Source organism: Salinibacillus aidingensis (genome assembly GCF_055393355.1).
This window is the reverse complement of the sequence record NZ_AP043759.1, coordinates 3,316,814-3,329,749: the sequence shown is the minus strand read 5'-3', so window position 1 is coordinate 3,329,749 and position 12,936 is coordinate 3,316,814. Positions and strand designations below refer to the sequence as shown.

The window sequence follows — 12,936 nt, the reverse complement described above, 5'->3', positions numbered from 1 at the left end:
AAGTGAAAAACACAAGTAAGATTGTTTCTATGGCAAAGGAAAAGACAGAAGAAAAAAAGCAAATGGTGATTGAAACAATTAATAAAATGATTGAATGTGATGAAAAAATTACTTTTTATAGTGTCTATCAAAAAGCAGGCGTATCTAAATCTTTTGTTTATAATAACGAGGAAATCAGAGAAGTAATCGAACAGCATCGAAAATCATCAATTAAAAAGACACAAACAAAGGATGCGAAAGACGTAATAATTGAATCGCAAAAACGTAAAATCAAAGAATTAGAAAAAGAGATCAAGCAATATCAGAAGGATGAATTGTGGAAAGACAAATTTGAAAAGCTGGATGAAGAAAATAAGCAACTTAAAATTCAGCTTCAACAAGCATATAAATATTGATTATTTTAACCGCCTTTAAAACAAATGAAGGTGGTTATTTCTTACACTTTAAACACTGTGTTCAAAGATAAAGTTATTATTTTATATTGATTTATTTTACTTAACTATATATAAATATTGATCCTCCTTATAACACTGGTGGAGACTTTTTATACAAAGATGACTTCAAACATTCAACTTGGTTAACCTTTATGGAATCACGACTTGCAATAGCAAAAGACCTCTTGCACAAAGATGGTTCTATCTTTGTAAGTATCGATGATGAAGAAGCATTTAATCTAAAGTTACTAATGGATGAGATGTTTGGTGAAGAAGCATTTGTAGGTTCTATTGCATATGAAAGGTCAGGAAGTGCAGGGCTAGGTCAGGGTGGCTCTATTGTAAATACAAAAGAATATGTATTGTTCTACTCTTTAAATAAATCAAATTTAAACTTTGTTGGTCACGACAGACCATTAGAAAAAGACACAATGAAAAGGTATAATAAGATTCTTATCGATGAAGGTCAAAAAGAGTTAGTAAAGGAATTCAATGCAAAGTCTAATAATCTTCCAGTTAAAATATATAAACATACAAACCATAAGTTTGAAACAATTTCTTTAAGAGACTTTAAAAATCGAAAAGATGAGATAGAAAAAGAATATGTTGATAACTTTGAAAATGTATTCAGAACATTCCTTGTGCAGAAGGAAAATGAATTTCAACATTACCTGATATCAAACATGGATAAAGATCATTTGTATTCTGTTGAGTATATCCCTAGTAGGGGGAAATATGCTGGAAAAGAAGTACAAAATTATTATTTTAACAATGAACTATTTGCTTGGCTAAAAGAATCAGCATTTGTTGATGGAGGCAAGGTAATAAAAACTAATAAGATTACCGATTTATGGGCACATTCAGATATACCTAAAGCCGATTTATTTAACGAAGGCAATGTTACTTTACCGAGAGGTAAAAAGCCTGAACATCTCTTGTATAGATTAATAAAGTTAGCAACCAATGAAGGTGATACTGTTCTAGATTTCTTCGCAGGCTCAGCAACAACTGCAGCAACTGCTGTTAAAATGAAACGAAAGTCAATTGCAATTGAGATGGGTGAATATTTTGAAGATAAAACATTAAAAAGAATGAAAAGTGTTTTATCAGGGGACAGTACGGGGATTTCCTCAAAAGTTGGTTGGAACGGGAGTGGTATTGTAAAATACCATGAATTAGAACAATATGAAGATATATTAGATAACCTACGGTTGTATAAGGAAGTGGAAGTGCCAGCAAGTATACCTAAAAAGTATTTATTCCGTCCTGAAGAAAATTATGTAAGAAGTAATTTCGATATATCCAAGCCATTTAGTAATGTTTATACTCATGGAAAAGGTAACAATGACAAAAAGATTGATTTTGTTGAAACTTATTGTTATTTAAAAGGCTATATAATTGAAAGTCTAAGTTATAAAAATATATCTGGTAAATTATATGCGATATTAAAGACTAGTAATAAATTAATCATTTTTAGGGAAATAGCGTTAGGAGAAGATGATACGAATAACATAAAAAAGATAATCTCGGATTATGATAATATTGATCAAATCGAAGTTAACTATGATATTGATCAAAGAAAATTGGATATTGAAACAAAAGTAATTACTAATTCTGATTTTGATGAGGGATTATTATGGAATTAAGGTTATATAATCAAATTAAAGAAGATATTTTCGGAGAAGTAGGAATAGATACAAGGCAACCGGACAATCAAAGGTTAATTGAGGAATATAGTAAGGATTTGGGCTTAAGTAATAAAATATTCAAAGAAATTAAACAACTTGTAAAACATTATAATCGTCTAACTAAAAATGATATTTCTTTAAGGTATTATCAAATTATGGCGTTGTATTTTACCGAAAAGTATTTTAGAGAATACTATAATAAAAAGCATTTTGAAAAAATGCTTGCATATTGGATGGCAACTGGAAGTGGAAAAACAATATTAATGCACATTAATATACTTCAATACCTTACAAAGTTAAAGAGGTTTGATAAGGTTCAGATTATATTGACAACGCCCGGTGTTAATTTAATTGAGCAGCATAAGAGAGAATTAATTCCTTTTATAAATGAATTAAATAAAGAATATAATAATAAAATTGATCTGGTAATTGAAACTACCGGTGCACTATTACAGAAACCCAAAAACTACTTTTATTTATCCGAAAATAGTACGACTAAAAGGTTAATTTTAGTTGATGAAGGGCATATAGGTTTAAGTGCTAGTAAAGAAGGTAAATTTAAACAATTGAGAAATGAAATGAACTCAAATGAAAGTTTCCTTTTTGAGTATTCAGCCACATATCATAATCTTAATAATGATATTCAGAAAGACTATGAAAATACTATAGTATATGATTATAACTACAAATTGTTTTATAAGGATGGATATGGCAAAGCATACTCATTTCAGGAGATAAATCCTGATGTTGTAGTAGGTGAAAAGGATAACCTTGACGCAACTTTTAATGTCTTTGAAGAAAAATTAGGTCTTTTTAATAATTTTGATCAATATTCTTCAACCCTATTTGGAAGTAAATTCCCTGACAAACCTTTATTAGCCTTTATGGGTAATACTGTAAATAATGTCAGCGATGAAGGTAAAAACGATGAAGTTTCTGATATCTCTAAAGTTATTAGTTATCTTGCTAATTTATCTAATGATGAGCGCAAAAAATATTTAAATGTTTTTAATAATGATATTCAAGGTAATTTGCGACTTACAAGATGTAATAGTGTTGATGATGAAATTCTTCTATCTTATGGTGATGGTGAATTTTGGGGGATAATAAATGTAGGAAATGGAGATCAATTTTTTAATGACATTGAACATCCCAAAGTTGAAAAAAGAAACATTCAAATTATTGATAGTAAGTATTTATTTCAAAATATCGATTTTGTAGAAAGTCCTATTACCGTATTAATAGGTAGTAGGAAATTTGCAGAGGGTTGGAACAGTTTTAGAGTATCGGTAATAGGGTTAATTAACCTAGGGTCATCAAAGGGTAACAAAATTATACAAATATTTGGTAGAGGAGTACGGCTTAAAGGAATTTACAATGACGGGAAAAGAGCATTCCATGATCAAGAAGAATTGGATAATTCCGATGACAGATATGTAGTTAGAAAATTAGAGACTCTTAATGTATTTTCTCTTAAAAAAAATTACTTAGAGACTTTTATTGAGGATGTTTCTAAGGAAATCGAACATACTCATACAATATCTATCGAAGTGGATCCAAAAGTAGTAAAGTTAGGAAGTGGAACCAAAGTCGAATTTAGTAAATACGCTAATAGACTTCCTATATTTAACCTATCCAAGAAGGACATAGATACAAAAAAAGTGATTATCGATAACGGTAAAATTACTTATAGTTATTATGACGAATTCATAGAATATATACATGAATTAAACAGAGTTAAATTTTCATTGGACTATAGAAATAATAAAGATAGAGAAGAACAAGATGTCGTTATCGATTTTCGTGAATATTTGCTTAATTATAATGACTTTATAAATAAAAGTGAAATACAAAATTTAATAGATGAAACCTCTAAAGATAATGAATTGCAACTATATTCGCCAAATGACAATAAGTTTAGAAAGTGTAACTTAAATGATATTTTAGGATTAGTTGCTGAATTAAGGTTTAATAAAAAGGATATAAAATTTACAATCGAAGCAATTGAAAAAATCGCCTTTTCAGTGATAACTGATGTAATAAATAAATTAAAGAATAAAATTAATTATAATATTAATTCAAGAAACTATACTCTAAAATCATCCATTGAACAACAATCTAGTGATAAACAATCAGATGGTGATATTATTTATGAATACAGAGTGACAAAAACATTTGATAGTTATGAGCAAAAATTAGAATTTATAAATGATCTAGATAATCAAAAAAAGCAAATAAAGAATAATCTAGAAATAAACTCAAGTTACCATATTTATGAACCATTGTTTAAAGATGATCATGGCCTAACTATATCACCAGATTTCTTGAATCAAGGAGAGGTCAAATTTTTTAGAGACATTAATCAATATATTAGTACAAATTTTGATGGAAAAGATAATTATGATTTCTATTTATTAAGAAATGTACAATCATTGAAATCAATAGGCATATATTTGGAAAATGATGAAGGAGTATATTATCCAGACTTTGTTTTATGGGTAGAAGATAAAGAAGAAGATAAAATACAGATAGTATTTTTTGACCCAAAAGGCCAAAAGGGAATAATTAATGAAGATACTTTATCAGAAAACGATAAGGTTAATTTAGGAATTAAATCATTACCAGAAAACCAATTAGTAAAATTGGAAGAATTACTACAAAATAAATACAAAAAAGAGATTGAAGTTCACTCATATATAATATTAAGAGATAGTTCAGACTTTGGGAAAGAGAAGTCAAGAAGTACAAGAAATGAAGATTCTCAATGGGTCTACAATAACTTGGTCACTAAAAATATCTTAAGGTTAAATTGGCATAAATATGATGAGAACGGAAATAGAAGTATGTTATTTGATGGTAGATCATATTTAGATATTGTTTTTGATGATCTTGGGATTAAATAGGCTGCCCCCACAATGATTATCATTGTGGGGTTTATATTAGAGTTTATCTACTGCTTTTAATTTATCTTCAGAAGTTGGAGCGGAATATCGCAGAACCATATCGGGAGTGTAATATAAACTGTGTAAGTAAGAAATGCGTACGGTTTCTTACTCACACAGTTTTTTTATTTGGTAGAATAAAGTTAAAGCTAAAGGAGTGGTTTTAATGGGGAAATCAAAAAGAGATCCTAACTCCGTAGAATTAGCTAACAAGATTATTGAACAGTATCAGCCTCAATCCGTTGAGGATATGCAAAATGCATTAAAGGATATATTTGGTCCTATGTTTGAAGCGATGTTAAAAGGAGAAATGAATCACCATTTGGGTTATGAATCCAATGATAAAGGAGAAAAAGAAACAGTTAATAGAAGAAATGGGTACGGAGGAAAAACCGTCAAAACAAGCACTGGAGAGGTTGATATAGAAGTTCCGCGTGATCGTGACGGATCATTCGAACCTCAACTCATTCCTAAACGTCAAAAAGACGTTTCAGCGATTGAGGATAAAGTGATCTCTATGTATGCGAAAGGGATGTCTCAACGGGATATTTCATCAACCATTGAGGATATTTATGGGTTCTCTGTATCTCATGACATGATATCTGATATTACGGATCATGCATTACCAGAATTAGAAGACTGGCAAAGCCGCCCATTAAAAAGTTGTTATGCCTTTGTATTTGTAGACTGTATGTTTACAACCATAAGAAATCAATATGAAACGAAAAAGTATGCTGTCTATACGATCTTAGGCTACACCATGGAAGGAAATAAAGAAATCCTAGGTCTATGGCTGAATGAGACGGAAAGTAAGCATAAATGGATGCAAATTTTTGACGAAATCAAGGCAAGAGGTGTTGAAGATATTTTCTTTCTGTCTATAGATGGAGTATCCGGCCTGGAAGAAGGAGCACGAGCAATCTTCCCGGATATTATTGTTCAGCGATGCATCGTTCATTTAATACGGAATTCTGTAAAATATGTACCAAGTAAGGACTATAAAGCATTTACAAAATCGCTTAGGAAAGTGTATGGAGCGCAGAGTCTTAAAGCTTGTCAAAGTGCCTTTGAATCATTTAAACAGCAATGGTCTGCCTATCCTGGTGCTGTTGATGTATGGATTCGAAACTTTAATCATGTTGAGCAGCTCTTTGATTACGGAAGTGCAGTACGCAAAATTATGTACACCACCAATGCGGTAGAAAGTATACACTCCAGTTTCCGCAAAGTCACAAAAAAAGGAGCATTCCCAAACGAGAACGCTCTCTTAAAAGTTCTATTTTTACGTGTGAAAGAATTAGAGGCCAAATGGGAAGGTGGCCATATCCAGAATTGGTCTTTAGCAATGAATCAGTTATTAGTTGATGACCGATTAAAGGATCGGGTTCTTAAATATATCTGAACTTACACACTTTTCTTGACAAGTCCATTCGAGAGGTAATGCGGCATCCTCCATCGTTTCTTTTAATTCCTTTTTTCTTCGAGATACATAATCCCTCACTGTTCGATCGGATCCTTTGAAACTATGAAATTTCTTTAATTGTTGATACATTTTCTTTGACGTTCTATGGTACTTCTTTTTCTTGTTTAAATCTTCTTTTAACCACTTGTCTATAATAGGCCTAACAGGGTCCAGTACTGGAGCTTTGCGCTTTTGTTTTTCCTTCCTTTGAAATTCCTCTTGATTTGCATATTTATTTACTGTACGTGGATCAATCCCCATCTTCCTACCTACGCTGGCATATGTTTCTCCTTTTTGATTTACCTCATATCTGATATAATCAATTTCAGCCACTGCTAACATCTCCTTAATAACCTCCTGTCGAACGTTGTTGGTCCAACGAGGAGTTTAAAGTTATTTTGAGAGGTTGGCAAGTGGTTTTTTATTTATATAACTCCCTTTTGGGAACTACATAAATTAACTGCCAAAGACTACATTTTTAGTTTGCCATAAACAACGGGAATACGAAAAAATGATGAAAGCTATTAAATCTCAAACAAACACGAATGGTAATTATATGAACAGGTTATCGGAAGTATCAGAAAAGATAAATGAACTGGCTATAGATGTTAAGCATACCGCACATGAAAAAGAGATTATAGAATTTGACGTATTTTTATCTCATTCAAGTCTGGATAAGGAAGTCTTTGTTACTGAGCTGTCTGAAAAGCTAAGTGAGAAAGGGCTCAAAGTTTTTGAGGACGTTAAGGTTTTTAAAATAGGACAAAGTCAAACTGACATGATGAATATGGAAATTTTAAATTCAAGATTTGTTGTAGTCTTCCTATCGTCTAATTTCATTAAGAGTGGATGGTCTGAATACGAATTTAAGAGCTTTTTAAACCGAGAAATTAATGAAAAGAAAATAATTATATTGCCGATATGGCATGATGTGTCGGTTGAACAGGTACGTCGATATAATCCTTATTTAGTTGATAAATTTGCTCTAAGTACGGAGAAGTTTACTGTTGATGAAATAGTAGAACATATTTTTCAGGTAGTTTCAATGTCAAAAGAGGAAGATAAGATTATTTAGCGGATGAATACTGGTTTAGAGAGAAAGTTACGCTTCAAAGTTAATCATTACATAATAGGTAAAGGAATATCCAAGGCGGTATATATTCATAGTTATTACGACGAGCAGCAACTAAATAAGGTAGATAAAGAAGAATGTTGTTATAATTTGGTTTTAACAATAAGGGGGTACTGACATATGGACTTATTATCCTTTAATATTAGACGATCCAAAACTGGTATGAAAGATACATTATATGATTCTAGACAAATAATTCTTAAATCCCTACAACTGATTCAAGAAGAAAATTTTAATCAATTCTATAGTGTTTTGGCAACTCAGTTAAGAATATTATTCTGTGATAACCCACCCCTCTTTTCTTATTTTGATGAGGAATTAAAATTTAATAGTGTGAAAGAATTCAAGGAAATAGATGGATATAAATTGCTAGATCCTTATGACATGTTTGATGAAAATAAGAAAGATTTAACTATAAGTGAATGGATAAAACAGCCTATCATAATTATTGAAAGTGATTTCGTGTACCCCAAATATATTCAATGTAAGTTTTGCAATTTTAACAATAATACTAGAGCTAATAAAACGATGGCATTAAGGGTAACTCCTGAAAAAGATTTACTTACATTCACATGTGACTCATGTGGGAAAAATAATTATGAATTGGATGTAACAGCATTGGAAGATGATGCAGTTGAAGGTAAAATTGAATCACATGTTATATTAAAAAGGATGTTATAAAAGGGTATGCGAATAAACAAGGTGGAGCTCACGTAGAGCAAAAAGTTAGTTCAAATGGTATAGTAGCAAAGCATCTAGGACAAGAACGATTATTTACGTTGGGAATATACGCGGCAAAGCAAATAAATAAAATACTTAAGGATTAATTTATAGTTTTAATTACATGTCACAAATGCAGTTACAAAATAAAGGAAGACACACATTTAACGGTGGGGATCATAGACTTCAATTTTATAAAAAACAGCGCATATCCTTCGTAACCAAACTTTATAAAATATAAAAGAATACCTAAACACTCGTTTTATTTGGATTTGAGGGATTCTAAAAATGGGAAAAGGACATAATTTTATGGATGATAAGAAACAAAAATTAATTCTTTATATTTTGTTATTTTCTATTCTAATTTTCGATACTTTTTTATTTATTTGGGTTTTTGGTATCATTCTGAGTTGGGGAGAAACCATTATTTCTGGAGTAATAAGTGCAGTAGGTGCAATTATTGGTGGTTCATTGACACTGATTGGCGTTATGTGGACAATAAGTTATCAAAGAAAGATATACTATAGGGCAAAGTATGAAAATGCAAATTATGTATTTACAGAGCTTTTACCTCTAATAAATCAAGTATATAACCATATAAAATCATTAAATCCTAAATCTTTTTCCCAAGAAATCGATGAAATCAAAAATGCAGCAAAAAAGTTAGAAGGGAAAACGAAAGATTTATTATTACTTGCTTCTCAATCAGACTCTGAATTCTTTAGGGAAGTAAAAAACATTGAATTTTATTCTGGTGTTATTTTCGAATATATTGATGGTTTAGTAGGTATAGAAACAGATAATGAAATTAAAGACAAATTAATGATATATTATAATGGTTTAGCTAAGGCGGATAGTAGGTTTGATAAAATATTATCTAATATGAAAAAAATATCATTCTAAATAATTTGGGAAATCTGAACTGCTTGGTATATTAGGCAAAAAGTGCGAACTACCCTAAAAAATTAGAATAAACTATGTACCTTTGACAGGGTAGCGGCCATAATCGACTGCTACCCTTATTTTATGGTATTAATATGAAGTCTTTTTTACCCTAAAAACCGGTACGGTGAACCGTACCACAAATAGTGGTAAAGCAGAGAGTAGAATTAATTCTGGATAAAGAAGTATTAAAAAGTCTAATTTAAATTGAAGGAGACAGTTCGTGTGATTTAGACGGTCTCCTTTTGGTTTTCTTAAACTTGTACTTCACTCATCAATGCATGAGTATTATCTTCTGTATCTTTAAAAAATACCATCCATGTTTCAGTTTGCCCCATTTTCGTTACCACATGTGGTTCATCGATAAAAGTAACTTCTTTACCTACTAAGCGCTCATAAGTATCTTTAATATTATTTACTTGAAAATAAATGACCGAACTTGAATGAGCAAATTCCTCTTTTTCTGGAAGTGTTAACATGAGCCGCAGGCCATTGCATTCAAAAAATGCCATACTATCCGTGTTAAATAATAGAGAAAGTCCTAGTTTATCTTTATAAAAATCCAGCGCCCTATTTATATCTTTTACAGGTATTCCAATTTGCCCAACATTCTTAATCATTGTAGTATCCATAAAACATTTCTCCCTTCAAATTTCTTATTCCTAATAAGAATAAAGAATCTCCCTTATAATTTCTTATCCAATCTCACTTTTTTTCGATATTCTTTAGGAGATAAACCAACATGTTGCTTAAACATTTTACTAAAGGATACAGGGTTTTGAAATCCAAGTTCAAAGGTTATATCGGTCATATTATGGTCTAATTCTGCTAGTAATTGTTTTGCCTTTTGTATTCTAAATACTGAAATATGCTGATGGGGCGTTCTACCGTAAATTTGAGAGTAAGTTCTTAATAAATGGTTAGGTGATAAACAAGCAACTTTAGCAACTTCTTCTAGTTTTATAGGTTGTTTAAAATAAGATCTAATATAATCGTGTGCTATACTTACCCTTCTATATAATTCTTCACGTGTAGAATTACGAATTGAATGTAATGATTCGATTTCTGTATATGTATTTATGTGTTCATTTAAAATAGAACACATTATCTTATGGAATTGTTCCTCATAACCAACAGAATCAATATCAAGACTGGGTAATATCTGCATGAAATATTCCAATTGATAAGAAAGAATATTGTTTTTATGATAGGTTTTTTCAAAAAAACCAATTGAACTTGTATCCTTAAACGGATCGCTTAGAAGACGCTCATTTGTTTCTTTTAAGGAATGGAGGACTTCTTCTGCAAACCCATCTTTAAAGAAAAGACAAAAAGACTCTACAACTTTAGGTTCTTCAATTGAAATTGTGTATGCACCTTCATTGAGGAGTAGGTATCTACTCTCTTCAACAGCAAAGAAACCTTTGTTAGTCTTATAATGGGCTTTACCATTAAGGAATGTTTTAATGGACAGTTGACCATTTCCTTCCCAGTAAAACTGGTCACTTTTTGCATGTAATACGAAGTTGGCAGAATCTTCATTTGTCATATAATAACAACTCCCAAGTATATTCCATATTATCATTATACATAATAATGGATTTTCAAGTATGTTCATATATATTACCAATGCATTTAGATGAACCGTATCATAAGTATTAATAAATGATAGAATTGAATCTTTGACTATGATTCTCCATTTATTTAATTAAAAAATATGTTCATTAATATTATAGATAATAGTCGTGATACATAACTTACTTAATTAAAACTTATTTGAAGAGGGATACATGTATTGCTTTTCTTATAATTAAAATGAAACACTGGTTATGATGTTGCAACAGGTTGATTCATTCCCTCACGCATTATCAACACACAACTCCCCGTCCTTTGCACCTGCCTCTCCAGCAAATAATAAGATTCACCCATCCCAAGCGTTTGCCCATTCTTAAACGTAATAATAGATTTCTCATTGGATGATTTTATGGAAGGCGCGTGTTGAAGCGACTGAATATGCTGGAAGAAAATCCACTTACAATTAAAGTCTTGAGGAGAGCGAGTGGGGAAGGCGTAAATTTGAAGGGAAGGATTTACAGGGATGGGGACTTTATGCCGGAAATTGGTTTTATACATGATGTACTCCCGCCGGCCATCATAGGAAGATCTTGCTTCCAGGCAGGCATTCTTGATTAGCTGCAAGGGGGTTTTTCTTACATAAAACTCTTGGTCCTTCTCCAATACAAGGGTATCGTACTCGAAATGTCTGGCGGGTAATAGGGCCATGGTGGAGGGGTTGATGCTGTAATCATTTAAAATGTTCGTCATAGGGGACGCTCCTTTTGTGGGGATAAGGGAGAACACATGTGTAGAGTGAGTTGCTAGTAGTTAGGGATATGGGGGTGGATCTCACGAGTAGACATTCCAGAAGACTCCTATTCCAGTGGGGGAGAATGTTTGGAATCCCTTATAATCTGATGGTGAATTTCATTTATATCAATCTGCAAAGCATACGCCAGGTTAAACACTGTTTCGTGCTTAGGACTTGTTTCACCACTTTCAATCCTCTGAATCGTTCTGCGATCAACGTTTGCCTCATGAGCCAGATGATCAACCGTAAAATCACGATTTTCTCTGGCCTGCCTCATATAATAACCAAATACACGACGAAATTCTCTTCTTTTCACCAGAATCTCCCTTTCTCAACCTATTATCTAGTTGAGGCGGAGAGATCGCCACGGCGTACATGCCGTTTTATGAATCTGTGCATAATTTGTGTTCATCCAGGTTTACCGGGTGCACGGAGTTGTTTTAAGAGAATGCAGGGGGATAAAAACAAGGTACCCGATACTCCAAACAGACAATAGTCCTTTTTGAGCACTGGGTACCTTCCCTTATCGAATATTCTCACTCTGCAGCAGCTCTCTCACCTTGGGCTTTGCTAACCTTCCCCAATTTTTCACTGCATCGATTGTGACCTTTTCCTTTTCGGCAATCTCTTTAATTGATAGATCCTCCAGCACAAATCGCTGAAACCATTTCATCTGATTGTCGGTCAGTACCTGTTTTATTTGCTCATACAGATACGGGTCAAAGCCTGTATCCAGTTCCTCTGCAACCTCATGCAAGTCCTTGGATTTAACCTCTATATAATATTGATCCTTCTCAGCCTGGCGATTGGATTTGCGAATTAAGGTAAGAAACGTCTTTTGAATTAAAAAGTACGCATAGGTGGAAAACTTTCCTTTCGCAGGATTATAGTCTTTGTAAGCCTTCCATAACGCAATGACACCCTCCTGATAAAATTCATTCTCAGGATCACGAATGCCATACTTATGGATGAAATGAAAAATAATTCGCTCATACTCCTCTAACACGTGACTAAATTCCTCTTGAACGGGCACGACAGCCTCTTTTCTATAAAGGCGCCTCTATTGGATTATTCCGCGGTAGGGTTAGTGTAAAGCTTTTTGGAATAAGGGTCAGTTTGTGGAAGTTGAAGTTTGGGTGGTGAAACTTAAGGTTTGAAGCGGGGAAGTTGATGAATGGGCTGTGGTTCTTAAAGAGAGAAGCAGGATTGTTAAGTTTAAGTAGGATTAATATACCCGGCACTCAAATA

At 32.3% G+C, this 12,936-nt stretch carries 13 protein-coding genes; 7 read left to right on the top strand and 6 right to left on the bottom strand.

Translation table 11 applies throughout. The annotated features are described in order from the left end of the window. The first annotated feature begins 2 nt into the window (after positions 1 to 2). The 4 genes from ACZ5OK_RS17020 (at position 3) to ACZ5OK_RS17005 (ending at position 6,466) form a co-directional block, all read left to right on the top strand. Positions 3 to 395: a DUF6262 family protein gene (locus ACZ5OK_RS17020; protein WP_343844005.1), complete on the top strand. Its 393-nt coding sequence runs from the start codon at positions 3 to 5 to the stop codon at positions 393 to 395. A 110-nt stretch (positions 396 to 505) separates the two neighbouring features. After that, positions 506 to 2,080, top strand: coding sequence for a site-specific DNA-methyltransferase (locus ACZ5OK_RS17015; RefSeq protein WP_343844093.1), 1,575 nt, complete (start codon positions 506 to 508; stop codon positions 2,078 to 2,080). Further along, positions 2,071 to 5,025 carry a DEAD/DEAH box helicase family protein gene (locus ACZ5OK_RS17010; RefSeq protein WP_343844002.1) on the top strand — a complete coding sequence of 985 codons (2,955 nt, stop codon included), beginning with the start codon at positions 2,071 to 2,073 and terminating at the stop codon, positions 5,023 to 5,025. The genes ACZ5OK_RS17015 and ACZ5OK_RS17010 overlap by 10 nt, the downstream gene beginning before the upstream one ends. 196 nt (positions 5,026 to 5,221) lie before the next feature. After that, the gene (locus ACZ5OK_RS17005; protein WP_343844000.1) at positions 5,222 to 6,466 is read left to right on the top strand and encodes an IS256 family transposase; all 1,245 of its coding nucleotides are present in this window, start codon (positions 5,222 to 5,224) and stop codon (positions 6,464 to 6,466) included. Here ACZ5OK_RS17005 and ACZ5OK_RS17000 read toward each other — a convergent pair. Continuing rightward, on the bottom strand, positions 6,437 to 6,859 hold the full coding sequence (locus ACZ5OK_RS17000) for a hypothetical protein (RefSeq protein ID WP_464758234.1): 423 nt from the start codon (positions 6,857 to 6,859) through the stop codon (positions 6,437 to 6,439). The genes ACZ5OK_RS17005 and ACZ5OK_RS17000 overlap by 30 nt on opposite strands. Positions 6,860 to 7,037: 178 nt before the next feature. On the opposite strand from ACZ5OK_RS17000, the gene ACZ5OK_RS16995 reads away from it, so the two are divergent. From ACZ5OK_RS16995 to ACZ5OK_RS16985, 3 genes are all read left to right on the top strand, one after another. Next, a complete protein-coding gene (locus tag ACZ5OK_RS16995) occupies positions 7,038 to 7,601 on the top strand; it encodes a toll/interleukin-1 receptor domain-containing protein (protein WP_343838989.1) in 564 nt (187 codons plus the stop codon). A gap of 177 nt (positions 7,602 to 7,778) precedes the next feature. Continuing rightward, positions 7,779 to 8,339 carry a hypothetical protein gene (locus tag ACZ5OK_RS16990; RefSeq protein ID WP_343838987.1) on the top strand — a complete coding sequence of 187 codons (561 nt, stop codon included), beginning with the start codon at positions 7,779 to 7,781 and terminating at the stop codon, positions 8,337 to 8,339. A gap of 348 nt (positions 8,340 to 8,687) precedes the next feature. After that, positions 8,688 to 9,281 carry a hypothetical protein gene (locus ACZ5OK_RS16985; protein ID WP_343838985.1) on the top strand — a complete coding sequence of 198 codons (594 nt, stop codon included), beginning with the start codon at positions 8,688 to 8,690 and terminating at the stop codon, positions 9,279 to 9,281. Positions 9,282 to 9,574: 293 nt separating this feature from the next. Here the strand turns inward: ACZ5OK_RS16985 and ACZ5OK_RS16980 are convergent, their stop codons facing one another. From ACZ5OK_RS16980 to ACZ5OK_RS16960, 5 genes are all read right to left on the bottom strand, one after another. Beyond that, complete coding sequence (locus ACZ5OK_RS16980) at positions 9,575 to 9,952, bottom strand: VOC family protein (protein ID WP_343838983.1); 378 nt, start codon at positions 9,950 to 9,952, stop codon at positions 9,575 to 9,577. Positions 9,953 to 10,005: 53 nt separating this feature from the next. Continuing rightward, entirely contained in the window at positions 10,006 to 10,869 is an 864-nt protein-coding gene (locus tag ACZ5OK_RS16975; protein WP_343838981.1) for a helix-turn-helix transcriptional regulator, read from the bottom strand. 278 nt (positions 10,870 to 11,147) lie between these two features. Then, the gene (locus ACZ5OK_RS16970; RefSeq protein WP_343838980.1) at positions 11,148 to 11,645 is read right to left on the bottom strand and encodes a competence protein ComK; all 498 of its coding nucleotides are present in this window, start codon (positions 11,643 to 11,645) and stop codon (positions 11,148 to 11,150) included. A gap of 107 nt (positions 11,646 to 11,752) precedes the next feature. Beyond that, complete coding sequence (locus ACZ5OK_RS16965) at positions 11,753 to 12,004, bottom strand: helix-turn-helix domain-containing protein (protein WP_343838978.1); 252 nt, start codon at positions 12,002 to 12,004, stop codon at positions 11,753 to 11,755. Positions 12,005 to 12,211: 207 nt separating this feature from the next. Beyond that, on the bottom strand, positions 12,212 to 12,721 hold the full coding sequence (locus ACZ5OK_RS16960; RefSeq protein ID WP_343838976.1) for a sigma-70 family RNA polymerase sigma factor: 510 nt from the start codon (positions 12,719 to 12,721) through the stop codon (positions 12,212 to 12,214). Positions 12,722 to 12,936 lie beyond the last annotated feature (215 nt).

Coding starts and splice junctions, on each gene's coding strand:
- ACZ5OK_RS17010 (WP_343844002.1), top strand. CDS start 2,071: ATGGAATTAAGGTTATATAATCAAATTAAAGAAGATATTTTCGGAGAA.
- ACZ5OK_RS16995 (WP_343838989.1), top strand. CDS start 7,038: ATGATGAAAGCTATTAAATCTCAAACAAACACGAATGGTAATTATATG.
- ACZ5OK_RS16990 (WP_343838987.1), top strand. CDS start 7,779: ATGGACTTATTATCCTTTAATATTAGACGATCCAAAACTGGTATGAAA.
- ACZ5OK_RS16985 (WP_343838985.1), top strand. CDS start 8,688: ATGGATGATAAGAAACAAAAATTAATTCTTTATATTTTGTTATTTTCT.
- ACZ5OK_RS16980 (WP_343838983.1), bottom strand. CDS start 9,952: ATGGATACTACAATGATTAAGAATGTTGGGCAAATTGGAATACCTGTA.
- ACZ5OK_RS16975 (WP_343838981.1), bottom strand. CDS start 10,869: ATGACAAATGAAGATTCTGCCAACTTCGTATTACATGCAAAAAGTGAC.
- ACZ5OK_RS16970 (WP_343838980.1), bottom strand. CDS start 11,645: ATGACGAACATTTTAAATGATTACAGCATCAACCCCTCCACCATGGCC.